This is a genomic window from Perlucidibaca sp. (assembly GCF_057084925.1).
Window position 1 is genome coordinate 15,063 of the sequence record NZ_JBXMRC010000017.1, and the last position, 22,899, is coordinate 37,961.

Below are 22,899 nucleotides of genomic sequence, written 5' to 3' on the forward strand. Positions count from 1 at the left end.
AACGAAGTGCCGGCGCTTAGAAATGACCGATAACAAAGGTTGCGCCGGCACTCGTTACAACCAATTCTTGCCGACCGTCTGCGTTGTCTCTTGCCGTCCCCCACTCGACGAGTTGGTAGTAGGCATTACGGCCAATCAGGGCATGTAAGCGATCTCGAATTTGCACGCAGGGATGTGGCTCATCCTCATGATATTCCAGCCAAATAGGATGCTCCTCTCCGGCGACAACCACATCACCTGTTTGTGTGGTCAGCTGCAAAAAAAGTGAACCGTCTCGCTCAATGCGCTCGACCAAGGTAATGAGAAAAGGCGCATCTTCAACGCGAATTCGGACTTTCTCTACCGGCGTGACTAAGTAATACGCATCATCGTCTTCACGGCGCATGACCGAGCTGAATAGCTTCACCAGCGCAGGACGGCCAATCGGCGTGCCCATATAAAACCACTGGCCGTTGCGCTTAATCTCCATATCAATGTCGCCACAAAACTCTGGGTTCCAGAGATGAATAGGCGGTAATTTCTTCTCTCCGCCCTCAGTTTGGATGAGTCGGGCGATTTGCATGGGATCACTGCGTAGGGAGGGTTTCTTGTCTTCGCCTGTCATATTCATGTTCTCACGGGTTCGGGGCGGCCTTGACGGAGGTCTGTCCAAGAAAAACCGGACATTTTGTGCGGTAAATCATTGGCCTGTAGCAAACACCCCTTTTATACTATGCCGGTTAACTTAAGCGAGCCTGCAAACGGTTTGCAGTTCATTTTCCCGTGAATTCGGGTGCCTTGAAGGAGTACATCGTGGAAAGAGAAGCGATGGAGTTTGATGTTGTCATCGTCGGTGGTGGTCCTGCAGGTCTGTCAGCCGCCATCCGTTTGCGTCAGCTGAGCATTGAAAGCGGTCACGAAGTGTCTGTTTGTGTGGTTGAAAAAGGCTCTGAGTTTGGCGCACACATTCTCTCTGGTGCGGTGTTTGAAGCTCGCGCTATGGAAGAACTCTTTCCCAATTGGAAAGAAGAAGGTGCTCCACTCAATGTGCCTGTGAAAGGCGATGAAGTGTATTTTCTGACCAGCCAAACCGGCGCCATTAAAACGCCCGATTGGATTATTCCTAAGCCTATGCATAACCAAGGCAACTACATCATTAGCCTCGGCAATGTGGTGCGTTGGTTGGCCACCAAGGCAGAAGAGCTCGAAGTCATGCTCTTCCCTGGCTTCGCCGCTTCAGAAGTGCTGTACAACGAAGACGGCAGCGTGCGTGGCGTAGCAACTGGCGATATGGGTGTTTCCCGTACTGGTGAGCACAAGCACTCGTACACGCCAGGTTACGAACTGCATGCCAAATACACGTTATTTGCTGAAGGCTGCCGCGGTCATCTCGGCAAAATGCTGATCAGTCACTTCGAGCTCGATAAAGATTCCGATCCGCAGCACTACGGTATTGGCATCAAAGAGCTCTGGGAAATTGACCCGGCTAAGCATCAAGAAGGTCTGGTTATGCATGGCGCAGGTTGGCCACTCACCGAAACCGGCTCGACGGGTGGCTGGTGGATGTACCACGCTGAAAACAATCAGGTCACCGTAGGTTTAATTACCGACCTCTCCTATCACAACCCCTACCTGTCGCCGTTCGACGAGATGCAGCGCCTCAAGCACAACCCAGTGCTGAAGCAGTATCTGGAAGGTGGGAAGCGCATTTCCTATGGCGCTCGCGCTGTCGTCAAGGGCGGTCTCAACTCGCTGCCCAAGCTGACCTTCCCGGGTGGCCTGCTGATCGGTGACGACGCCGGCTTCCTGAACTTCTCCAAGATCAAGGGCAGCCACACCGCCATGAAGTCGGGCATGCTCGCCGCCGAAGGTGTTTTCGACGCACTCAAGGCCGGCCGTAGCGGTGGCGATGAAGTCGTTGAATACGCTGACAAGTTTGAAGCGTCCTGGCTGTACGAAGAGCTGTACAAGGCGCGCAACTTTGGCGCCGCCATGCATCGCATGGGGACCTTCATGGGTGCGGCTTACAACTTCGTGGAGCAGAATCTGTTTGACGGCAAGCTGCCGTTCAACATCCACGACACCACTCCTGACTACAAGACGCTCGATCTGGCTTCGTTCCACACGCCAATCGACTATCCGAAGCCGGATGGCAAGATCAGCTTCGACAAACTGTCGTCGGTGTTTATCTCCAACACCAACCACGAAGAAGATCAGCCGATCCACCTGACCTTGAAAGATGCCAGCATTCCGCTGACCAAGAACCTCAAGCTCTATGCGGAACCGGCTCAGCGCTACTGCCCGGCAGGCGTCTACGAAATTGTGGAAGCCGCTGGCGAGAAGCGTTTCCAGATCAATGCGCAGAACTGCGTTCACTGCAAAACATGTGATATCAAAGACCCAGCCCAGAATATTAATTGGGTGGTTCCTGAAGGTGGTGGTGGTCCAAACTACCCCAACATGTAAAAAAAACGGCCTTCGGGCCGTTTTTTTTACTCTGAAAGACGCTTAAACGCTGAGTCTTAGCCGGACTTGATTCGTGTTAGTGGCCGTATCACGCGTAATTTGTGCTTCCAAAACGCGAATACCTTGGCTGCGACATTGTTGGAAAAAAGTCATCACACTGGCTAGCTTCACGTTTTTCATAGCCAGTCGCACCCCTGCAGGATCTGACTCCATACGCTCTAAAGCTAAACCAGCATTGCTGGCCAAGAGCTGCACTCGTTGCGGTAACGCCGACGCAGCAACGGTAGAGACGCTTCCAGTGCCCGACATACTTGGGATATGTTGACGGAGGTCACTCAAGAGTTGGGACGCCTGCTGAAACTCCTTTTCAGCAGCTTCTTGGGCACGCTGTGCCGGGATCAAGAGACCGCCCACTAATATCGCGGGGACCATCACGAGTGTCAGTAGAGTCAATACACGTCGGTCCGACGCTGAGCGTGACAACCACGCATTTTGAAGTGCTTGGCGTTGTGCAATAAACATTATTGGCCTCCCGCGCTAACGCTTAACTGCAACTTTGCTTTCGCAATACCGGCTTCGAAGCGGGAGTTATCCACTTGTGTGCTGATACCAGCGGCGGTGAGCTGTGCGGACCATTGACTGATATCAGACAAGGCCGGGGCAATGACATCTACCCGCGTGAACGCTGCATCTTGGTATTCCAACTTAACAATCTGACTGCCCGCATTCGGGGCGGTCTGCGCCAACAGTTGCAAAAACTGTGTTGGATCTACGGCACTCGCTTGCGCTTTTTTGGCCTTAAATTGACGCGCCAGATTGACGATTCGGCGATCTTCAGGGAAGGCTGATCGGTATAGCGCCTCTGACTCGGCTCGGGCAGCGACGGTTTGCTGCTGAATGCGATGTGTCTCAAGGCGAGTAAGCCCAATCTGCAGAATGACGGCGAAAACCCCTAAAGCAGCCACCCATCGCCAGCGAGTCTGATTAGGGGAAGCTGTTTTCTGCGCCAACTCACCCATTAGCCAATTCTGCGGATGTTGTAACCAGTAACGACTGTTTTGCGTCTTCAACACATCAGTCCAATCCTGCCAAGGAGCGGCAGCGGGTTGCACACGCTCCGGTAACTCCGGCAGTTCCACGCCTTGCGGATAACGCAGACGCACAAAGCCAGACAATGGCGTTCGTTGCAGCTGAGCTTCCATCAACAGGGCGATGTCGCTTGCTTCAACAACAGCCCCCTGCCCTAACTCCATTCGCCAGTAAACCGAATTCCCACCGGCAGGCAGCCATAACCAAGTGTCATGATCTTGGCCAAACAGAACGGACTCCGGAATAGCGGCACAAACATTGAGGCCATGGCTTTGCAGTTGGTCACGCCAAGACACTAACCATTGCTTATTAATGCCACGGGCTAACACATGCTGGTCATCGATACTTTCAAGTGTCCAGTGCAGACGCTCATAGTCCTCGGCCACGAAATCTTCAGCGAGTGCCACCAAGGCAGCCCCCGCTTCGCGCCGTTGGCGTGGAGAGGCTTGCACAATGACCGTGGTATCCATGCCCACGGGTGTAATTAACACCACGGGTAGATCCCGCAGCGACTCCCACTGCTGCATTAAGTCAGCATTTACCGCCCATGCCCCCAGTCGCTGCCAATGACCTTGGCGAAAGCAAACCGTTTGTATCGATTCGGATGCCGTTGCTGGCAAGCGCAAAAACAAGGTGTCCATTATTCTTCCTTATCCGACCCAGTGTTACCCATGGCTGCCGCTTCATTGTCCGGCACCCATAATGGGTTGCGTTCACTGGCGATCATTTTTAATTGCCCATCTTTGCGCGATAACAAAGACCACTGCAAGCGTTCCCGCTTGCCAAAACGAATTCGCGTATACAGCTCGAAATATTGCGAATCAACACTCAATAACTGCTGTAGGCCGGAGCGTACCTCTGGGGTAGCCGAAGCAAAAACAGGATTATCCAAAAACTGCTCCACAGACTCCCAGCCATCTGCGGGTCTGCGTTGCAGTAATTCTAGCGCATTGTTTGGCGACAAACCGGGCACCATGGCTTCCAATAATCCCGGCGACAAAAAATTCACATTTAAGGCGCGTGCGGAGGATGGCAGTACCGTCACGTAAGGTGCCAACTGGCGCAGCAAATCACTGCTAAAGCCTTTCACAAGGCGCAACTCGGAGAAAGTACTGAGGCTGCGATTGGCACAGCGATAGGCGGGGTCTTGTCGTAGATAATAATCGTCCTCGGCGCCAGAGCTGCCCGTGGGTAGGCTATCTTCGTCCAACCAGTCCACTAGGCTATCGGCGAGCTCTACGGGAAGGGCGAGCTGTTCTAGGAGCTGCTTGAAGAATCGCAAACTCACAGGGTCAACTTGATTATTTTTGATCAGGCTGTTGAGGTTGAAGCGTGCCTGAGCATCACGCACCGTGGGCGCAATGACCCCTCCTGGCACGGGGAACGCCGGAAATGGTTGAGCCCAATATTCATTGGGATGATCGGTTTTATTCCCATCATCGCTATCCGCTTTCAGAGCCGCCATGGCGAAATACTCTGCGCCACGGTCGTATTCAGCGATTTGATCTTGTTGAAACTGAGCCCCAATCTCGGCTTGCAGGCGGCTCTGCCGACCAATCATGGCAAGCACTAACGTCGTGGCTAAAGCGGCGATCAGCATCATCGTGATTAAGGCCACGCCACGCTGGCTGCGTCGTGCTTGCACGTGTTTAGGCGTGAACTTAAAGGGCGTCATAGCTAGGCAACAAAAAGACACGGCGGATTTCGCCCCAAGGCGCCACTTGCAGTTGCAAGTCCACCACCTCTGGAGCCCCCTCAGTGACCACATTTCGGTTCGACGCGTTAGCACCCGCCGTGGTCGCTGGCCATAGCGACAAGACGGGTGCACTAGGTCCAGCTTGAACGCGCCAGCGCAGCGTTAAGTCTTTAGGCCCAATAGGTGCCGCCAATGGCTTTTGCCCCGGAAGACGATCCAGCGTATTCCATGTGAGGCGCCACAGACGCTGGCCACGCATTTCATAACGGACACGCAGTAAATCACTGCGCGCCTTATCCAACGGATTGCTTAAGCCACGACGGGTGAACTCCAGCGCACCGTCTGGCTCTAAAACAAATGGTGGCAAAGCATCGCCCAACTCATCGCGAATCGGTCGATTCACCCATTGCGATAAATCTTGCGCAATCACACCTTGTAAGCGCGCTAAGGCTAGCAGTTTGGATTGGCGCTCTTGGACACGAAGGGCGGTAGCACTGGTGCTGGAAAGGAAGCTATAAGCACCCAAGCTAATGATCGCGAGAATGGCCATCGACACTAAAAGCTCGATGAGGGTAAAACCGCGTGCCGACGCTCGACGTGAAAAAACGGTCATAGCCCGGCTCCACGTTGCCGGAGAAAGCCGACTTCGGTGACCAGATCATTGCCCGCCTTCGCTGCAATAGGATCGTAGGGTGCTACGGAGATATCAAGATGGCGGACGGCCGGGCTAGGTGTAGATGACACAGATATGGTGACAAACCAATCCCTACCTGCCATCACGGCCGTGGAGTCCATGACGCCTACTTCGGGGTAGTCGCTACTGGCCTGTAGGTCTGTGAGCGTGTTTAAGGCAATCCAATGTGCCAGCAGACGATCTTCCAAAGCAGAAGCCTGACGCGTTTGATCACGGCTGCTGTTTAAAAGCGTTAGCGCAACCACACCAAAAATGGCGAGAGCGACCAGCACCTCAATCAATGTAAAACCTCTATTAGCGCGGCGCAAGGGATGCCTCACTCGCGTTGCTGTCAGGGCCATCTGATTTAAGGTTTGTGTTGCTATCGTTTAGGCGTTCCGTCTCGACCGCATCGCCTATATCGGTAAGCGTGAGTGACTCCTGAAGCCCACGAGCATCATTGCTCGCATAGAAATGAATAACTCCGGGCGTCGCCTCACCGCTAGACATCAGCAAAAAGTCGGGGAACACGCCTTTACGTTTGTTCGATGAGGCAGCGGCAGGAACGGTCTTGGCGTCTGCATCCTGCCAAACAAACGTCAACCCAGGATAGGGTTTGGTTTTAAACGCGGGTTCATCACTCATGATCTCCCAGCTACGATCTGAGGTACGAAAACGTAAAAACTGCCACGATTCAGGCAGTAGTCTGACACCCACTTCAATTTGATCGCGCTCGGCAATAATCCGCGCCAGTCCTAACTGGCCTTGCATCTGCTCACGAGCGCGTAACAGACGGCGGGCAGGATCTTCGGGGTTTAAACTCACCACCGCCACACCCATCAGCACACCGATAATAACGACCACCAACAGCACCTCGATCAGCGTAAAGCCGCGAGATGCTAGTGAGCGGTGTCGCCATGGCTTCATTCGAAGTAAATATCTGCAGCGTAGCCTTCGCCACCCTCGGCATTGTCTGCACCTAAGGAATAGAGGTCAAAGGGCTTGCCGTTGCTGCCGGGCGAAACGTATTGGATGGGGTTATCCCATGAATCAACCGGCAGTTTTTTCAGGTAACCCCCATCGGGAAATACGCGGGCATCGGGTGAACGCGTTACCAGAGCATCTAAGCCGGATTCGGTTGACGGATAGGTGTAGTTATCCAACTTATACAGCTCTAAAGCGTTGGCCACCGCGCTCAAACTGGCTTTGGTGGAGGTCACGCGCGCTTGGTCATCTTTGCCCACCACATTGGGCACAATGATGAGGGCGAGAATGCCAATAATGGCAACCACCACCATGATTTCGATGAGGGTAAAACCGCGTTGCGCGCGACGCTTTAATGACGACATGAGCTGCTCCTTAATTAACCAGATTATTCATCTGCACAATGGGCAGCATGATAGCGAGAACAATGACCAAAACGACACCTGCCATCATCAATAACATCATGGGTTCAAAGAGGCCCACCATGGTGGCAATGCTGCCCGTCAGTGATTTTTCCTGCATGACCCCGGTACGATGCAACATGTCATCAAGTTCGCCGGAGGTCTCACCACTGGCAATCATATTCACCATCATGGCGGGAAATAGCTTTGACTGGTCTAGCGCTGGTGCTAACCGTCCACCCTCGGTAACACGATCAGCAGCCTGAGACACTGCCTGGCGCATGGGAATGTTATCCACTACGTCGGCCGCAATACGAAGTGCATCGACCAGGGGCACGCCACTGCGCGTCAAAATGCCGAGGGTACTAACAAAACGAGCGGACTGGGCATCCCGTATAAGGCGACCTGCTATTGGAATACGCAATTGAAAAGCATGCCAGCGGGCTTTAAATGCCTCACCTTGAAGTAGGCGATTAAACAGAAACGCGCCTGCCAGCAGCAGCAGGCTGAGCTTGCCGATATGTGCGCGTAAGACATCGCTGGCGGCGATCAATAACTGAGTAATCAGCGGCAGCTCTTGGCCTTGATTATCGAACACCTTAACAATGTCCGGCACCACATAGGTCAGCAAACCCACCACAATGAGCAACGAAAGCACCGTAAGAATGGCTGGATAAATCAGTGCCCCCTGCACTTTTTTCCGAGTTTCGTAACGTGACTCGGTGTAATCCGCGAGACGATTTAAGACTAAATCCAAATGTCCGGAGCGTTCGCCCGCAGCCACCGTCGCGCGGTACAGCGATGGAAAGGCTTGGGGGAACTCTGCCAGACTTTGCGCAAGACTATAGCCTTCCACAACCCTGGCTCGAACGGCAGTGAGAATACGTTTGGTGGTGACTTTTTCACTTTGTTGGCCGACCGCTCTGAGCGCGTCGTCTAGCGTCAGACCCGCTTGTATCAAGGTCGCTAGTTGTCGGGTAATCATGGCTAGGTCTTGAGCGCTAAGACGGGGCTTTAAAAAATTAAACCCCGAACCGGGGTTATTGCTTTCTGAGTTGTCGGATGCGGCGGATATTTGCAGTGGCACCCAGCCTTTTTCACGTAAGAGCTGTCGCACATGACGGGCACTCTCGCCTTCTAGAACGCCCTTCTGCCGCTTACCCTGTGCATCCACACCGACATAATCAAAAACAGCCATTAATCTTCCCGAGTGACTCGCAGCACTTCATCTAAAGTCGTTACACCGGCCAGTACTTTACTCATTCCATCAGCACGAATGCTAGGGCCATGAAGTCGCGCAATGGCTTCCAGTTCCTGCTCACCACAACGCTCATGAATTTGTCGGCGCATTTCATCATTCACCGAAATCACTTCATAGATGCCCGTACGACCTTTAAAGCCACGCTGGTTGCAGCTGACGCAACCCTTGGCGCGGTAGATAGTCGGCGGCAATTGTGGATTAACACCCATCAATTCACACTCGGCATGATCTGCGGTATGGGCTTCGCGGCACTGGTTACAGAGCACGCGTACCAAGCGTTGGGCGACCACGCCAATCAGCGAAGATGACAGCAAAAACGGTTCTACACCCATATCCACTAAGCGAGTAACCGCACCAACGGCTGAGTTGGTATGCAATGTGGACAGCACTAAATGGCCCGTTAATGACGCTTGAACGGCAACATCAGCGGTTTCACGGTCACGAATTTCACCCACCATCACCACATCAGGATCTTGGCGCAAAATGGCACGCAGCCCGCGCGCAAAGGTCATATCCACTTTGGTATTGACCTGAGTCTGACCAATGCCGTCGAGTTGGTACTCAATGGGGTCTTCCACGGTCAGGATGTTGCGCGAATAGTCATTGAGCTCAGTTAATGAGGCATACAAGGACGTTGTTTTTCCGGAACCCGTGGGGCCGGTGACCAACATGATGCCGTGGGGCTTAGAAATAAGTTCCTGCAATACCACATGATCGCGGTTACTTAAGCCCAGGCTCGACAAATTTAGTCGCCCCGCTTGCTTATCGAGCAAACGCAGCACAACACGTTCGCCGGCACTGGATGGCATGGTGGACACACGAACATCGACTTCGCGGCCAGCTAACTTAACGGAAATGCGGCCATCTTGAGGCACACGCTTTTCTGCAATGTCTAAGCGCGCCATGACCTTGATACGCGACACCAATAATGGGGCTAACTCGCGACGAGGTTGAAGCACTTCGCGCAACACGCCATCGACCCGCAGGCGAACAGACAGGCGGCGCTCAAAGGTTTCAATGTGAATATCCGAGGCATTTTCGCGAACGGCCTCCTGAAGAATCGCATTGATGAGGCGAATAATCGGCGCGTCATCTTCTTGATCCATCAGGTCTTCAGTTTCTGGCACCAGATCCGCCAGCTTCTCTAAATCGATGTGATCGCCAATGCCTTCGGCCGCTTGCATGGAGTCGCCGGCATCACCCTGATAGCTTTGTGCCAGCGCTTCATTGAACTCGGTCTCATTAACTGGTCGGCAATACACAGGGCGACCCAAGAGGCGCCTCGCTTCCGCGAGCGAAGACAAGCGCCAGTCAGGGCGCGCCAGTAGGCACCAATTCTCTTCATCAATGATGCGGAGAACTAAACCGTGGCGTTTCGCAAAACTGTAAGGCAGGCGTGTTGACTGGGGCGGAACAGGCCAGGCATCGTCAAGTTCAGGCAGAGCGGCAGACATCATGAAAGGAGGCCAAGGTTGCTAGGATTCATCGCAGTCTACTGTAAGGCAGTGTGAGTCAAAAGTGGCGTTGTGTAGGCATTTCATATCTTAAAAAATGATCCTTTACACAGACCATGACAAACTTAGCCTAATTCCTGAGCAGCTAGCATTTGCTTGGTTGACGCCCTCAAATCACATGGCTATTATGCCGCCTCTCGCAAGAGAGCTCACACCTTTGGCTGGGTGGCAGAGTGGTCATGCAGCGGACTGCAACTCCGTGTACGCCGGTTCGATTCCGACCTCAGCCTCCATATGAAAAAAGCATCATTGTCGCTGATGCAATCACTCTGCCCGAGTGGTGAAACTGGTAGACACAAGAGACTTAAAATCTCTCGACTTAACGGTCGTACCGGTTCGATTCCGGTCTCGGGCACCATATCTCTACTACTATTTTCTCACTCAACAGAGATGATGGCTTACGCCACCACCCCTTTGCTTTTGAGCTGAGCAATATTTTCTGACGTTAGCCCTGCTTTTGCCAAAACCTCGTCGGTGTGCTGACCCAGGATCACGCCAGCATATTGATAGCTGGGCGGTGTCGCCGAGAACTTGAACGGCGATGCCAGTTGACGCTGACGGCCACCATCGAGTTGCGGCACATCGACCAGCATGCCACGCGCCTGCATCTGCGGATGCTCGCAGGCTTCACTGAAGCTCAGTACCGGCTCTGTGCAGGAGTCCATGGCTGCAAAAATGGCCGACCACTCCGCATACGTCTTTGTCTTCAGTTCTTGGCGAAGCGCTTGCTTTAACGCAGCTACACGTTCTGGCAACATCACTAAACCTTCGGGCGCTAACTCTGGGCGGCCAATCGCAACACAGAATTGCATAAAGAACTGGGGTTCTAATCCGCCCACAGACAAATAGCGGCCATCAGCGGTTTCATAGCAATCATAAAACGTGCCGCCATTGAGCTGGGTTGTCTCTAACGCGGGCTGATCAGCACCCATCAGTGCGCCTGGCGCTGTCAGGGCATGCAAACTAAAGGCGGCATCTGTCATCGAAATATCAATGTGTTGCCCCTCACCCGTCGCTTGCCGGTGAATAACAGCTGCCAACAAACCTATGACCGCGTGGCATGAGCCACCGGCAATATCGGCCACTTGGACTGCCATTGGCGCCGGGCCGGAGGCTTTGCGACCGTTGTAGCCAATCACCCCCGCAATCGCTAAATAGTTAAGGTCGTGGCCCGCGCGATCTTTATACGGGCCCGTTTGGCCGTAGCCCGTAATAGAGCAATAGATCACTCGCGGGTTGACGGCTTTCAGGGCTTCGTAGCCAGCACCCAATCTGTCCATTACACCCGGACGGAACTGTTCAATGACAATGTCATATTCAGCAACGAGTTGCTTAACGATCGCCAAGCCCTCGGGTTGTTTCAAGTCGATAGCAATGGAGCGCTTCGAGCGGTTCAGATAGCCATGTGCTGCCGAGGTGCCATCACTGGCATAGGGCGGCATCAGGCGAACCATGTCGGGACGGGATGGCGCTTCTACGCGCAAGACATCCGCCCCCAAGTCCGCCAGCATTAAACTGGCAAAGGGCCCCGGTAGTAATCCCGAAAAATCTAATACTTTTAACCCACTTAATGGACCTGCCATTTCATCTCCTCACGACATAACTGATCTGTGACTAATCGGTCGCGATAGTAGAGAGTTCAGCAGACATTCGCCAATGACTGATTGGCTCATCACAATTGACGCCATGCATCACTTAGCTCGGGTATTCATCGGCTCTCGGTGGCCATTTTCTTGCGCAGCAAAGTGCGCTTATCCATACTCATGACCTGTTAACCCTTAAAGGATTGTTGTCGGATGCTGGCTTTTCTTCCAGCCCCTCTGCTGGGCATCATTGTGGGTCTGTTAATTGTGGGCGCGATTACGTTCTCAGCCATCCTCATTCTGCTGGCGAGTCCGCTTAAATTAATGGGTCATTTTTGGCCGGCCTCCGCCACCCTGACACGCGGCATCCTGTCTGGTATCCAGGAAAACTGGACTGCCATGAATGCGCAAATTTTCAAGTTACTGCCCCCGATACATTGGGATGTTCGGGGAAGCAGCTCACCAAAGCGTGACCGTTGGTACTTTGTTATTGCCAATCATCAAACATGGGTCGATATTTTGGCGTCTTTCCATGTGCTTAATCGCCGCGTTCCGCCGTTGAAGTATTTTCTTAAGCAAGAACTGTTTTATGTGCCCATCATCGGCTTGGCGGTCTATGCCTTGGACTATCCGTTTATGAAGCGCTACAGCCGCGAGTTTTTGGCTAAGCATCCACAACTCCGTGGCAAGGACTTAGAAACCACCCGTAAAGCGTGTGAGAAGTATCAGCACTACCCCGTGAGTGTTCTGAACTTTCTTGAAGGCACCCGGCGAACGCCGGAGAAACATGAACAGACACAATCACCCTACCGACACCTCCTGAAACCTAAGTCAGCGGGTGCCTCTTTTGTGTTGAGTGCATTGGGCGAGCGCATGGACTGCCTGCTCGACTTAACCATTGCCTACCCGCAGGGAACCCCCAGTTTCTGGGATTTATGCTGTGGACGCGTTCGGCGGATTGTTATCGACATCGAGACACGCCCTATTCCCGCACCGTATTGTCAGGGGAAGTATGAAGAAGACCCCATTTTTAGAGACAATTTTCAGTTATGGATTGGCAGCATCTGGGAAGAGAAGGACAATAAGCTCGAACAGATTCTCAATCCTCCGCAAAACGTTTAGGAACACGATATGGCGCTCTCGCAACCCGCTACATTTGATGAAACTTGGAGTGACGAACGCGTTGCTTCTTATCTCAGTCGCAACCCGGTCGCCGGCGAAAATGCAGATTTTCATGTCTTAATGACGGCGTACAAGCATATGCGCGCAGCGGATTTTCAACGGCTATTAGTCATGTTTAAGGCCGCTGGTCGCGACGTTCAGGCACGTAATCAGCAGGGACGCTCCCTGCTGGAGATTGTCCGTGAACACCCCCAGTCGGATGCCTTTGTTAAGTTATTGAGCGACTTCTCTTGAGCCTTAGCGCTAACCATATTCTTCGCAATGGCCAGATCCAATTTGGCTATTTTGAGGACAGCGTCTTAGACGCTAACGGGCGGCATGACATCACCCCCGATGCGTTTGGAAAGCGCCGAAGCGCTTTAGATAAAGCCCTGAAATATAAGCAATTTCAATACTTCGGCGGGATGAGTCAGCGCTTTGTATTTGGCTGTGCATTGATCGACTTAGGCTATTGCAACTCAGTCTTTGCTTATCTCTTCGACACCAACACTGGTGAGTTATTCAGTCGCAGCATCAAGCGCCCTGGCCACGTTGGAATGTCACTATCCACTAGCCCTGTGGCGGGTCAGAGTGCGTTTAGCGCCGCCGACCTCACGGTACTTCAAGGCTACGAAGCAGAGCCCCGCGTTAAAACGCTCAGGCTCCAGATTGGCGATGAGCTACTCATAGACGCACGCATGCCCGAAACCGGTTTTAAACCCATGTCGCTGACCACCCGTGCGGGCTATCACGGCTGGGTTTACGCCAATAAAACCGCAGGGCTCGCCCTAACGGGTGAGCTGATCTGGCGCGGCCATCGGTATGACCTTGCTGAGCTCGGTGCGATGGGTCATCACGACTTCTCTTGCGGCTTTATGCGAAGAGAAACCTGGTGGAACTGGGCCTGTCTGTCAGGGCTAGTTCGCGATGAGTCGAATATTGAGCACACAATCGGCTTAAATATATCTACGGGCGTGAACGAGACCACGTTCAGTGAAAATTGTGTATGGATCTCTGGGCAATGCATTTCATTAGCGTCAGCAAGCTTTGAGTTTGACCCTCAAGATGTACTTCAGCCTTGGCAAGTCAGCACATTAGATGACCGCATTAATCTGACATTTACACCACTTGGTCTTCACAAAGAAAAACTTCAACTTCCTCTGCTCAAAAGTCATTTCCGACAGATCTTTGGTCGCTTTGATGGGCGTGTAGAAATAGATGGGGCGTGCTATACGGTCAGTAACTTAACAGGCTTTGTCGAAGATCAATTTGTCCGTTGGTAAATAGTGAGTAAAAAAGGCTATGTCTCAACGTCACCCAAATCACTCAACGCGGCGACTACCCGCAGGCCATCCCGATCGCGAAACGCGTCCATCGAGATCTAGCCAAGCCCCAAAGACCAGCGATTCATCGTCACCTCGCACTAACCTCAGAGTTCCACAAATTTCTATGAAACCAAAACCCGGTAGCGTGCCGCCACGTCGAAATATCGCGCAACTTTTTATGGATTATTTGCGCATTCTGTTCGACTTAAAATTCAATCAATACCTGACGGTTCAATTGCTACCCCTTCTCTATGTGGTGTTGGTCATTGGTGGTTTGGGCGTCATTGTTCAGCTTGTTGTAGATGCTTTTTCCCACAGCACCCAGCGTGGGCTGATCTATGTTTTAGCCTTTCCAGTTGCTGCCTTAGTCTGGGCCTCCGCTTGCCGGGCCACGACTGAGTTTTTGTTGGTCGTTTTTCGTATGTCCGAAGATGTGCGTACGCTGTCGCAAATCACCCCTACCGTGAAAAAGATAGATGCCATGTTCGCAGGCTCTAATTGGGTCAGCCGACTGATGCCATTTATTAAAGCCTTTCAAGACAACCCAAATGCTAGTTCACCCAAAAACACCCCAGACACCCACTGATTCTGCCTTGAGAGTAATAGCGTGAAACTTTTCTCCACCAACACCATTGCTGTTCCCAACGATTTAACCGCTTTAACTCAAGTCATTCCGGGCCAAGAAGTTGACCCGCAGGATGTGGGTTTAACGGCCCACCAACGGGATCTCATTTGGACCGCCGTTGAGAACCTATATCGCACCGGTATTTCTCCTGCTGTCACGTTTTGCCTGCGTAAAGGCGGCAAGGTCGTGCTGAACCGATCCTTGGGGCATCGTCGTGGAAATGGCCCGGAGGACTCGCCAGATACGCCCAAAGAGCTCGCGCATCCAGACACACCCATGTGCTTGTTCTCAGCCTCAAAAGTCGTGACCGCAATGCTGGTACACAAGCTCGCTGAAGATCACCAAATCGACTTACTGGCACCCGTTGCTCACTACCTGCCCGAGTTTGGCGTGAATGGTAAGCAGCACATTACTGCAGCGCATATTCTGTCCCACCGTGCGGGTTTACCCACCATCCAGGGCGATTTTGAAACCGACTTGCTCTTTGATACCCCGGCAGTCGTTAAGGTTTTGTTCGACGCTAAACCTCAATCCCGATCTGGCCATAAAGCGGCCTACCATGCCGTCACCGGTGGTTATATTTTGGGCGAACTTATCCAACGCATTAGCGGGATGGACGCTCGTCAGTACCTGCAGCAGTTAATTTCTACGCCGTTGGGAATGAAGCACTTTAATTACGGCCTAGCACCTGAGCATCGCGGAACTGAAGCCATTGGCTATGCTACGGGCTTAAAGCCTGTACTGGCTGTCGATTGGTTTTTACAGAACGCACTGGGAGGCGACTTAGATACCGTCGTGAATCTCACGAACGATCCGCGATTTATGGATGTGATTTGCCCTGCCGGCAATATTTTTGCCACCGCTGATGAAGCCTGTCGCTTCTTTGAGCTGTTGTTACGCGGTGGCGAGCTCGACGGTCAGCGCATCTTTGATCCTGTAACCGTGAAGCGCGCAACCTTAGAGGCTGGCAAGCCACAGTTTGATGGCACCCTACTCGCTCCTCTGCGTTACAGCCACGGCATGATGTTGGGTGGCAATCCCGTGGGCCTCTATGGGCCTATGACTGGCCGGGCTTTTGGGCATTTGGGGTTTTCAAACATTTTTTGCTGGGCCGACCCTGAGCGTGACATCTCGGTGTCTTTGCTGACCTCGGGTAAACCCGTGATTGGCCTGCATTTGCCCGCATTAGCCATGTTGCTCAGCACGCTTTCTTTCCAAATTAAGCGTCGTTTCTGAGTCTGAAATGTGTGCTTCACATGAGTGGAATACCCTCATTTAGTGAATTACCACTCATCGGTCAATTTACGCGGGACAACGTGTTCCGCTATAATCAACTCCGTGAACACTCATTCACTCAAACGAGACTTTTTATGACTGATTCAACCGCAAAGCCTCCCATTAATTGGCCAGGCGCGATTGTTTTACTCAGCACCCCCCTCATCGCAATGATTCTGCTGCCGTGGCATGCCTTAAACAACGAGTTTTCCAGCGCCGCATGGTGGAGCTTTTTGCTTTTAGCCGGCGCTAACGGCATGGCGATCACCGCTGGCTATCACCGCCTTTGGGCACACCGTACCTATGAAGCGCACTGGACGATCCGAATTATTTACATGATCTTCGGCACCATGGCGATTCAAAACAGCATCTTGGTATGGGCCTCTGGTCATCGTACTCACCATCGCCATATTGATGATGTTGATCACGATCCCTACTCTGCTAAGCGTGGCTTCTGGTTTTCCCACATTGGCTGGATGTTGCGTCAATACGAATCCGGTCGCGATGACTTCCGCAATGCCCCGGATCTGTTAAACGACAAGATTGTTATGTTTCAGCACAACCACTACTTGAAGCTAGTGCTGCTGACTAACATCGGTATCCCCGCGCTCATTGGCTATGCCGTTGGTGATGTTTGGGGCGTGCTATTACTGGGCGGTCTGCTGCGTCTGGTATGGAGCCATCACACGACCTTCTTTATTAATTCGCTGGCGCATATGTGGGGAACACGGCCTTACACCGATGAGAATACCGCTCGCGACAACCCCGTGCTGGCGTTACTGACTTACGGTGAGGGCTACCACAATTACCATCACATTTTTCAGTATGACTACCGTAATGGCATTCACTGGTATCAGTTTGACCCTACCAAGTGGCTCATCTTCGCCCTTTCCTGGGTCGGCTTAACGCGCAACCTCAAGCGTTGCCCGCAGTTTGCGATTGAGAAAGCCAAACTGACAATGCAGTTTAAATATGCTGAAGAGAAACTGTCGCTTCAGGCCGCTGGTCACGCCCAGCTCGAGGCGTGGAAAGCCAAGCTGGCGCAGGAGTACGAGCACTTTAACCTGGTACTAAATGACTGGAGCAAACTCCGCGAAACGTGGTTTGCTGAGAAGAAACTCGAGCTTTTACACAAGTGGGAAGAAGCCAGCTTCCGTACCCGCTTCCAAGAAATTGAGTATCGATTAAAGATGCAGCGCAAACGTTTGCGTTTACTCACCGCACAGGTACCTAGCGTCGCGTGATTCAGTTTAGTAATCGCTATATTCAGCTGCCGGACGTCTTATGGCGACGGCAGCTGCCTACCCCGCTTCGCAATCCCCGCCTACTTTCCATTAATCACCCGCTTGCAGATGCGCTGTCGATAGACGCCGATTGGCTGCTATCACCCGAAGCACTATCGGGTCTTTCTGGGCATTCCGTTTGGCCTGGCGCTGAGCCTATTGCCATGAAATACGCTGGCCATCAATTTGGCGGCTGGAATCCCGACTTAGGCGATGGACGTGGGCTCCTACTCGGCGAAATAATCGATAGCTTGGGATGCCGCCAAGACTTACACCTAAAAGGTAGCGGACCCACACCCTTCTCCCGTATGGGCGATGGACGCGCTGTTTTACGCTCGAGTATTCGAGAGTACCTGGCCGGTGAGGCTTTAAACGCACTGGGTGTGCCAACCACTCGGGCGTTGGCCTTGGTTGGCTCTGACGAGCCCGTGCAACGAGAGCGGCGCGAAACGGGAGCCACTCTGTTGCGAGTCGCTAACTCGCATATTCGCTTTGGGCATTTTGAATGGCTCTGCCATAGCCAACAGCACACTGAATTAGCAGTATTAGCAGATCATGTCATTGCAAGGCACTACCCTGAGTGCTTAGGCGCTGAAAAGCCCTATGCAGCGCTGTTTGCCGCCGTGGTTAAACGCACTGCCACGTTGATGGCAGACTGGCAGGCCGTTGGCTTTGCACATGGCGTGATGAACACCGACAACTTCTCCATCAGCGGTCAGACCTTAGATTTCGGTCCTTACGCCTTCATGGAAAACTATGACCCTGCGCTGATTTGTAATCACTCAGATCATAATGGGCGCTATGCATGGTATTTGCAGCCTTCCGTGGGCTTTTGGAACCTTAACGCCTTAGCGCAAGCCTTTACCCCCCTCGTGTCGGTCATAGACTTGCGAACCGCACTCGAACACTATGAACCCGTGCTGACACAGCACTACGACGAGCGCATGCGCGAACGCCTAGGACTTACCTCGCCCGAAGCGGAAGATAAAACGCTGGTGCAGGCGTGGTTAGACCTGTTGCGAGCAGGTGATAAGGATTATCACAGCACAACTCGTCAGCTCGGACTGAGCAGTATTGAAGAGCAATTAAAAGCCGTACAGCAGGACTGGCCGAATCAAGAGGCTGCAGCGACTGATTGGCTGCTTCGCTATCAAGCGCGACTTCATCGTGAGCAGTCTGTAGAAATGGATCGGCAACAGCGTATTCAGCAGTCTGTGCCAGCGTATGTCTTGAGAAACTATTTAGCTGAGATAGCCATTAAGGCGGCTGAAGCCGGTGATGCCCAACCCCTGAATACTCTTTTAGCGGTAGTACAGTCGCCATTTCAGGTTCGCGAAGATTGGTCCGCCTATGCCGGCCTTGCTCCGGCATGGGGACGCTGCTTAACGATTAGTTGCTCGAGTTAAGCTTTAGGTAGCTCGCAACATACTCAAGAAGTACGTCGCAAAGTCCTTGGCCTCATGCTCCCGCAACGCAGGGATCAAACGATTAATGGCCATTTGTGAACCTTTATTAATCGCGCTTTGCCCTACGCTAAAGACATTACGTGCAATAAAGCCCAGTTTGAGGGCTTTTGCAGAGTCTTCATAAAAAGCTGCAATTGCTAAGGCGGAAAACCTGAGCATACTGTCATTCAGTGCTTTCTTATTGACTTGCCCTTGAGCAGTCGCAGACCAAACGGAATGCAAGTTAGCGTAATCCGCTTCAGATAACTCAAAACTGATGAACTCGCGCACACCTTCACCATCATTCAATAGCGTGCGACGCTCATTGATATAGGCGGCAACAGGCTGCAACTCTTTATTATCGAGCTTACTCAGCACTTGCTTAATTAAGGAGTGCACCGTGCTTTTAATCAGGCTGGCTACGGTCTCTAGCGCTTTGGGCGCGGCACTGTCCGCAGACGCACCGTTGAGCAGATTCAGGATCAGCGCGTCTACAATTTCATCCGCATAACGCTGAGCTAACTGAACAACACGAGGTGCCTGCGGTTCCGTCGGAATACGCCCGCCCGCATAGGCCGTAATTACCGCATGAAAATCTTGCTGCAATTCTGTGGAGGCAGCGAAGGCAAACAGTTTGGTCAAAATGCGCTCCTTAAGCCTTCACGAACATCGAGTCGTAATGTGCGCAAACACGCTTTAAATCGTCATCGCTCATGCTAACAAAGAGTTTGGCGACGGCGCTTTGACTGCCTTTGAGAATGGCGCTACGACCGAGGTTAACCATTTTTTGTTTGACAAAGCCTAACTCTAAGGCGCCGGTAAATTCGTCATAGAAACACGCCGTTGAGAGGTTAACGAACTCATTCATGGCCGTTGTTAAATCTTCACGACTGTTAGCCATGTCACCTGCTGCAATGCGCTTAAGAACCGACTCAAAACGGCTGCCCACGGCATCCGGCATGCTAAAGCCAAAGCGCGCGGCGCCGTTTACCATGACCCGACGGCGCGACAAATAGGCCGCTAACTTGTCCTGCTCAGCGTTACTGACCTTGCCCATGATCTGCTTAATCAGCGTATGCATGGTGCTCTTCAATAGATTGGCAAGCATGCCCAAAATGCCAGCGCCCTCGCCATTCGTTTTCAGAATATCAATGACATCGAGGGCTAAAGCCTTGATCACACCGTCAGTAGTTCCAACCGCTAAAGCCACTGGAACAGAGGCTTCGGCGTATTGGCCTTTGGCATGATTCGTCAGCAGGTCGTCCAAGGTCTGTTGCAGCTTGGCATCGAGAGGAAATGAGAAGAAATAAGCGCTCATGATTTTTCCTTAAAGTAAAAGTGAATTCGTTATTAGTTTTAGGTAACGCATCTTGGCGACGCCCTAAGGATTTGGCAAGAACTACTGCCGGGACGTACGCCAGCGCGTTGTTAACTGTTCAAAGTTGGAACGAAATGGGTTGATATCCAGCCCACCGCGTCGGGTATAGCGTGCATACACCGATAGCGCCTGAGCACCCGCATACTGCTGCAAGTCCACAAATATGCGCTCTACACACTGCTCATGAAAATCTGAATGTCGGCGAAAAGACACTAAGTACGCCAACAGAGACTCCGGCTGAATACGAGGCCCCTGGTAATGAATGAGCACACTGCCCCAGTCCGGTTGGTCCGTGACCGGGCAATTGGTTCGCAGCAAATGCGAATGCCAAACCTCATCCACCCAGGTGTTTTCTTCGATTTTCAGCAAACTGGGGTCGGGCAAATAACTCGTGGTTTGCAGCGCCAAGCCATCTAAGCATTGGCCTGGAAAGTCCGCCAGGGATTGGGCTTCATGTGCCGGCTGCAGCGTAAGTACCACGGGTGCTTCGGCCGTTACAGACAGGTCGTGCTCGACTTGGCGAATAAACGCGTCGGCGGACTCGAATGGGGCGAAATTCAATCCATTGAAGTAAAGCTTTAGCGATTTTGACTCAATGAGATTGGCTGAGCTTGCGGGCACACGAATTTCACCGATGGCAACTACTGGCTTACCACTCAAGTCCAACCAAGACACCTCATAGTGTGTCCACACATCCACGCCATGAAAGGGCAAAGCGTCATTATCTAAACCCAAACTGGCGCGGGTCAGCTCTCGTGGGATGGGCTGTAGCAAATTGGCATCATAGCTATCGGGATAGTCCGTCACCTGCCCGAGTTGGGTCATTTCATGCAGGTTCATGTCGTTACTCCCGCATACCCGTGCCTTGCTGCAATAAGCGTAGGGCAACGACGTACAAAATCACGACTAAGACGGTAATAAAGCTCAATGAAGCCACAATGGACACATCGCTGTGGCCAAGCACGCCGTAACGGAAGGCATTGACCATATAGACGATAGGATTCAGGTAAGACACGCCCTGCCAGAACGGGGACAGCAGAGTCATCGAGTAGAAAACGCCACCAAGATAGGTCAATGGCGTCAGAACAAACGTGGGCACAATCGACACGTCATCAAAGGTTTTGGCATACACCGCGTTAATAAAACCGCCCAAAGAGAACAGCACGGCCGTCATAAACACACTGTAGATCATGACGAAGGTGTGATGCAGCGATAGGTCGCTGAAAAACAGCGACAGTAAGGTAACGATGAGGCCCACGGCTAGGCCACGCGCCACGCCGCCCAGCACAAAACCGATCAGGATAATGGACGGCGGTACTGGCGAGACCAGCAGCTCTTCAATGCTGCGCTGAAACTTCGCCCCAAAAAAACTGGAGACGACATTGGCATAGGAGTTAGTGATGACGCTCATCATGATCAGGCCGGGCACGATGAACTGCATATAGCTATGGCCGCCCATGCTGCCGATATTACGTCCAACCAGATTGCCAAAAATCACAAAGTACAGCGTCATGGTAATGGCAGGCGGCAACAAGGTCTGCACCCAAATCCGGGTAAAGCGCCTAATCTCTTTACGAACAATGGTTTGCAGTGCAATTTGATTCGCCGTCGATAATAGAGTCACACTGCATCTCCCACTAAATTCTTCTCAACCAGACGGACAAACAACTCTTCCAAACGATTGCTTTTGTTACGCATGCTCGTGACATTGATGCCGGCCAAGCTCAGCTCAGCGAAAACGGCATTGAGCGACTGCCCTCGCTGAATATCCAATTCAACCGAGCCTGGAGCACTGAGGCGTGCGTTATAGCCGAGCAGTTGGGGAAGCGTGCTGAGCTCACCGACACAATCGAGCACAAAGGTTTCTTGTTGCAGCTTAGCCAGCAGGGATCGCATGTCCGTGTTTTCGACCACTTGGCCTTTATCAAGGATCGCAATATTGCGACACAGAGACTCTGCCTCTTCTAAATAGTGGGTAGTCAGAATAATGGTTGTGCCCTCTTGATTGAGCTTGCTTAAGAAGTCCCACATGGATCGCCGAAGCTCAATATCAACACCAGCAGTAGGCTCATCCAGAATCAACAGCCGTGGCTCATGCACTAAGGCTCGGGCAATCATTAATCGACGCTTCATGCCGCCAGATAGCATGCGGGCTTGTTGAGCATGCTTGTCCCATAAGCCCAGCAAATGCAGATACTTCTCTGCCTGGTCATAGGCTTTTTTCACCGGGACACCGTAATAGCCGGCTTGCGTAGCCAAAATATCAATGACTTTTTCAAATTGACCGAAATTGAACTCCTGCGGGACGACACCCAGCTGACGCTTTGCTTCCTCAGTGTCTACATCCAGATCGTGCCCGAAAATGAGTACTTGGCCTGCTGTTTTTTTTACCAAGGAGCTAACAATGCCAATGGAGGTTGATTTGCCCGCACCATTCGGACCAAGCAAGGCAAAGAAATCCCCTTCGGCCACCGTCAGATCAATGCCTTTGAGTGCAGAAACGCCGGATTTATAGGTTTTGGTCACGCCAGAAAGCTGAAGAGCAACGGACATGCGAAAAATTCCTTAAAAATTGAAAAAAGTTGGATTAGCCCTGTAACAAAACCTGACATTTCCAGTCTATCACGCGTGTTCACCTGAACAGTGAGCGGACAAAGCGTTGCCTGTTTGCCTTTTGTCTAACACAAATGCATACAGCTTGTAGAGATGATCACAAGCAGTTAAAGAAATTAAGCGGTATTGCTTAATCTTAGAAGGATAC

24 protein-coding genes and 2 tRNA genes are annotated in these 22,899 nt (G+C 52.2%); 10 read left to right on the top strand and 16 right to left on the bottom strand.

Annotated elements, in window-relative coordinates:
- Positions 1 to 16: 16 nt before the first annotated feature.
- A complete protein-coding gene (locus tag AC14IB_RS05185; RefSeq protein ID WP_484230884.1) occupies positions 17 to 604 on the bottom strand; it encodes a DUF1285 domain-containing protein in 588 nt (195 codons plus the stop codon).
- 188 nt (positions 605 to 792) lie between these two features.
- Here AC14IB_RS05185 and AC14IB_RS05190 point away from each other — a divergent pair, with 188 nt between their 5' ends.
- On the top strand, positions 793 to 2,445 hold the full coding sequence (locus tag AC14IB_RS05190) for an electron transfer flavoprotein-ubiquinone oxidoreductase (RefSeq protein WP_406609591.1): 1,653 nt from the start codon (positions 793 to 795) through the stop codon (positions 2,443 to 2,445).
- Positions 2,446 to 2,487: 42 nt separating this feature from the next.
- Here AC14IB_RS05190 and gspM read toward each other — a convergent pair whose 3' ends face one another.
- Genes gspM through gspE form a run of 9 tightly spaced genes read right to left on the bottom strand, consistent with a single transcriptional unit; the run spans position 2,488 to position 10,006 of the window.
- Positions 2,488 to 2,967 (bottom strand): type II secretion system protein GspM, encoded by a 480-nt coding sequence (gene gspM, locus AC14IB_RS05195; protein ID WP_484230885.1) that lies wholly within the window; start codon positions 2,965 to 2,967, stop codon positions 2,488 to 2,490.
- The gene (gene gspL, locus AC14IB_RS05200; RefSeq protein ID WP_484230886.1) at positions 2,967 to 4,175 is read right to left on the bottom strand and encodes a type II secretion system protein GspL; all 1,209 of its coding nucleotides are present in this window, start codon (positions 4,173 to 4,175) and stop codon (positions 2,967 to 2,969) included. The genes gspM and gspL overlap by 1 nt, the downstream gene beginning before the upstream one ends.
- Positions 4,175 to 5,209 (bottom strand): type II secretion system minor pseudopilin GspK, encoded by a 1,035-nt coding sequence (gene gspK / locus AC14IB_RS05205; RefSeq protein ID WP_484230887.1) that lies wholly within the window; start codon positions 5,207 to 5,209, stop codon positions 4,175 to 4,177. The genes gspL and gspK overlap by 1 nt, the downstream gene beginning before the upstream one ends.
- A complete protein-coding gene (gene gspJ / locus AC14IB_RS05210) occupies positions 5,196 to 5,843 on the bottom strand; it encodes a type II secretion system minor pseudopilin GspJ (protein ID WP_484230888.1) in 648 nt (215 codons plus the stop codon). Before gspJ ends, gspK begins: the two co-directional genes overlap by 14 nt.
- Positions 5,840 to 6,232, bottom strand: a complete 393-nt coding sequence (gspI, locus tag AC14IB_RS05215) for a type II secretion system minor pseudopilin GspI (protein WP_484230889.1) — start codon at positions 6,230 to 6,232, stop codon at positions 5,840 to 5,842. The genes gspJ and gspI overlap by 4 nt, the downstream gene beginning before the upstream one ends.
- A complete protein-coding gene (gene gspH, locus AC14IB_RS05220; RefSeq protein WP_484230890.1) occupies positions 6,219 to 6,830 on the bottom strand; it encodes a type II secretion system minor pseudopilin GspH in 612 nt (203 codons plus the stop codon). Before gspH ends, gspI begins: the two co-directional genes overlap by 14 nt.
- Positions 6,827 to 7,252: a type II secretion system major pseudopilin GspG gene (gspG, locus tag AC14IB_RS05225; RefSeq protein WP_068859266.1), complete on the bottom strand. Its 426-nt coding sequence runs from the start codon at positions 7,250 to 7,252 to the stop codon at positions 6,827 to 6,829. Before gspG ends, gspH begins: the two co-directional genes overlap by 4 nt.
- Before the next feature lie 10 nt (positions 7,253 to 7,262).
- Entirely contained in the window at positions 7,263 to 8,486 is a 1,224-nt protein-coding gene (gene gspF, locus AC14IB_RS05230) for a type II secretion system inner membrane protein GspF (protein WP_484230891.1), read from the bottom strand.
- Entirely contained in the window at positions 8,486 to 10,006 is a 1,521-nt protein-coding gene (gspE, locus tag AC14IB_RS05235; protein ID WP_094078679.1) for a type II secretion system ATPase GspE, read from the bottom strand. Before gspE ends, gspF begins: the two co-directional genes overlap by 1 nt.
- A 216-nt stretch (positions 10,007 to 10,222) precedes the next feature.
- On the opposite strand from gspE, the gene AC14IB_RS05240 reads away from it, so the two are divergent.
- Positions 10,223 to 10,296, top strand: a tRNA-Cys gene (locus AC14IB_RS05240).
- Between the two features lie 38 nt (positions 10,297 to 10,334).
- Positions 10,335 to 10,421, top strand: a tRNA-Leu gene (locus AC14IB_RS05245).
- Between the two features lie 40 nt (positions 10,422 to 10,461).
- Here the strand turns inward: AC14IB_RS05245 and AC14IB_RS05250 are convergent.
- Complete coding sequence (locus AC14IB_RS05250) at positions 10,462 to 11,646, bottom strand: CaiB/BaiF CoA transferase family protein (RefSeq protein ID WP_484230892.1); 1,185 nt, start codon at positions 11,644 to 11,646, stop codon at positions 10,462 to 10,464.
- 213 nt (positions 11,647 to 11,859) lie between these two features.
- Between AC14IB_RS05250 and AC14IB_RS05255 the strand changes: the two genes are divergently transcribed.
- The 7 genes from AC14IB_RS05255 (at position 11,860) to AC14IB_RS05285 (ending at position 18,721) form a co-directional block, all read left to right on the top strand.
- Entirely contained in the window at positions 11,860 to 12,768 is a 909-nt protein-coding gene (locus AC14IB_RS05255) for an acyltransferase (RefSeq protein ID WP_484230893.1), read from the top strand.
- Positions 12,769 to 12,777: 9 nt separating this feature from the next.
- A complete protein-coding gene (locus AC14IB_RS05260) occupies positions 12,778 to 13,062 on the top strand; it encodes a PA4642 family protein (RefSeq protein ID WP_484230894.1) in 285 nt (94 codons plus the stop codon).
- Positions 13,059 to 14,090: a DUF2804 domain-containing protein gene (locus tag AC14IB_RS05265; RefSeq protein ID WP_484230895.1), complete on the top strand. Its 1,032-nt coding sequence runs from the start codon at positions 13,059 to 13,061 to the stop codon at positions 14,088 to 14,090. Before AC14IB_RS05260 ends, AC14IB_RS05265 begins: the two co-directional genes overlap by 4 nt.
- A 166-nt stretch (positions 14,091 to 14,256) precedes the next feature.
- Complete coding sequence (locus AC14IB_RS05270) at positions 14,257 to 14,718, top strand: DUF4282 domain-containing protein (protein ID WP_484230896.1); 462 nt, start codon at positions 14,257 to 14,259, stop codon at positions 14,716 to 14,718.
- A gap of 21 nt (positions 14,719 to 14,739) precedes the next feature.
- Positions 14,740 to 15,993 carry a serine hydrolase domain-containing protein gene (locus AC14IB_RS05275; protein WP_484230897.1) on the top strand — a complete coding sequence of 418 codons (1,254 nt, stop codon included), beginning with the start codon at positions 14,740 to 14,742 and terminating at the stop codon, positions 15,991 to 15,993.
- A gap of 134 nt (positions 15,994 to 16,127) precedes the next feature.
- A complete protein-coding gene (locus tag AC14IB_RS05280; RefSeq protein ID WP_484230898.1) occupies positions 16,128 to 17,276 on the top strand; it encodes an acyl-CoA desaturase in 1,149 nt (382 codons plus the stop codon).
- Positions 17,273 to 18,721: a protein adenylyltransferase SelO gene (locus AC14IB_RS05285; protein WP_484230899.1), complete on the top strand. Its 1,449-nt coding sequence runs from the start codon at positions 17,273 to 17,275 to the stop codon at positions 18,719 to 18,721. The genes AC14IB_RS05280 and AC14IB_RS05285 overlap by 4 nt, the downstream gene beginning before the upstream one ends.
- Positions 18,722 to 18,724: 3 nt before the next feature.
- Here AC14IB_RS05285 and AC14IB_RS05290 read toward each other — a convergent pair whose 3' ends face one another.
- The 5 genes from AC14IB_RS05290 to AC14IB_RS05310 all read right to left on the bottom strand — a co-directional run bounded on the left by AC14IB_RS05290 (position 18,725) and on the right by AC14IB_RS05310 (position 22,691).
- Complete coding sequence (locus AC14IB_RS05290; RefSeq protein ID WP_068859230.1) at positions 18,725 to 19,402, bottom strand: hypothetical protein; 678 nt, start codon at positions 19,400 to 19,402, stop codon at positions 18,725 to 18,727.
- 10 nt (positions 19,403 to 19,412) lie between these two features.
- The gene (locus tag AC14IB_RS05295; RefSeq protein ID WP_484230900.1) at positions 19,413 to 20,078 is read right to left on the bottom strand and encodes a hypothetical protein; all 666 of its coding nucleotides are present in this window, start codon (positions 20,076 to 20,078) and stop codon (positions 19,413 to 19,415) included.
- A gap of 81 nt (positions 20,079 to 20,159) precedes the next feature.
- Complete coding sequence (queF, locus tag AC14IB_RS05300) at positions 20,160 to 20,978, bottom strand: NADPH-dependent 7-cyano-7-deazaguanine reductase QueF (RefSeq protein WP_484230901.1); 819 nt, start codon at positions 20,976 to 20,978, stop codon at positions 20,160 to 20,162.
- Between the two features lie 4 nt (positions 20,979 to 20,982).
- Positions 20,983 to 21,762 (bottom strand): ABC transporter permease, encoded by a 780-nt coding sequence (locus AC14IB_RS05305; RefSeq protein WP_484230902.1) that lies wholly within the window; start codon positions 21,760 to 21,762, stop codon positions 20,983 to 20,985.
- Positions 21,759 to 22,691 (bottom strand): ABC transporter ATP-binding protein, encoded by a 933-nt coding sequence (locus AC14IB_RS05310; RefSeq protein WP_484230903.1) that lies wholly within the window; start codon positions 22,689 to 22,691, stop codon positions 21,759 to 21,761. The genes AC14IB_RS05305 and AC14IB_RS05310 overlap by 4 nt, the downstream gene beginning before the upstream one ends.
- Between the last annotated feature and the right edge of the window lie 208 nt (positions 22,692 to 22,899).

Bases quoted from the DNA above. Each gene is read 5' to 3' on its own strand.
- AC14IB_RS05250 (WP_484230892.1), bottom strand. From the start codon at position 11,646: ATGGCAGGTCCATTAAGTGGGTTAAAAGTATTAGATTTTTCGGGATTA.
- AC14IB_RS05310 (WP_484230903.1), bottom strand. From the start codon at position 22,691: ATGTCCGTTGCTCTTCAGCTTTCTGGCGTGACCAAAACCTATAAATCC.
- AC14IB_RS05280 (WP_484230898.1), top strand. From the start codon at position 16,128: ATGACTGATTCAACCGCAAAGCCTCCCATTAATTGGCCAGGCGCGATT.
- gspF (WP_484230891.1), bottom strand. From the start codon at position 8,486: ATGGCTGTTTTTGATTATGTCGGTGTGGATGCACAGGGTAAGCGGCAG.
- gspG (WP_068859266.1), bottom strand. From the start codon at position 7,252: ATGTCGTCATTAAAGCGTCGCGCGCAACGCGGTTTTACCCTCATCGAA.
- AC14IB_RS05185 (WP_484230884.1), bottom strand. From the start codon at position 604: ATGACAGGCGAAGACAAGAAACCCTCCCTACGCAGTGATCCCATGCAA.
- gspE (WP_094078679.1), bottom strand. From the start codon at position 10,006: ATGATGTCTGCCGCTCTGCCTGAACTTGACGATGCCTGGCCTGTTCCG.
- gspK (WP_484230887.1), bottom strand. From the start codon at position 5,209: ATGACGCCCTTTAAGTTCACGCCTAAACACGTGCAAGCACGACGCAGC.
- AC14IB_RS05270 (WP_484230896.1), top strand. From the start codon at position 14,257: ATGAAACCAAAACCCGGTAGCGTGCCGCCACGTCGAAATATCGCGCAA.
- gspL (WP_484230886.1), bottom strand. From the start codon at position 4,175: ATGGACACCTTGTTTTTGCGCTTGCCAGCAACGGCATCCGAATCGATA.
- gspJ (WP_484230888.1), bottom strand. From the start codon at position 5,843: ATGACCGTTTTTTCACGTCGAGCGTCGGCACGCGGTTTTACCCTCATC.
- AC14IB_RS05255 (WP_484230893.1), top strand. From the start codon at position 11,860: ATGCTGGCTTTTCTTCCAGCCCCTCTGCTGGGCATCATTGTGGGTCTG.
- AC14IB_RS05260 (WP_484230894.1), top strand. From the start codon at position 12,778: ATGGCGCTCTCGCAACCCGCTACATTTGATGAAACTTGGAGTGACGAA.
- queF (WP_484230901.1), bottom strand. From the start codon at position 20,978: ATGAACCTGCATGAAATGACCCAACTCGGGCAGGTGACGGACTATCCC.
- AC14IB_RS05295 (WP_484230900.1), bottom strand. From the start codon at position 20,078: ATGAGCGCTTATTTCTTCTCATTTCCTCTCGATGCCAAGCTGCAACAG.
- gspH (WP_484230890.1), bottom strand. From the start codon at position 6,830: ATGAAGCCATGGCGACACCGCTCACTAGCATCTCGCGGCTTTACGCTG.
- gspM (WP_484230885.1), bottom strand. From the start codon at position 2,967: ATGTTTATTGCACAACGCCAAGCACTTCAAAATGCGTGGTTGTCACGC.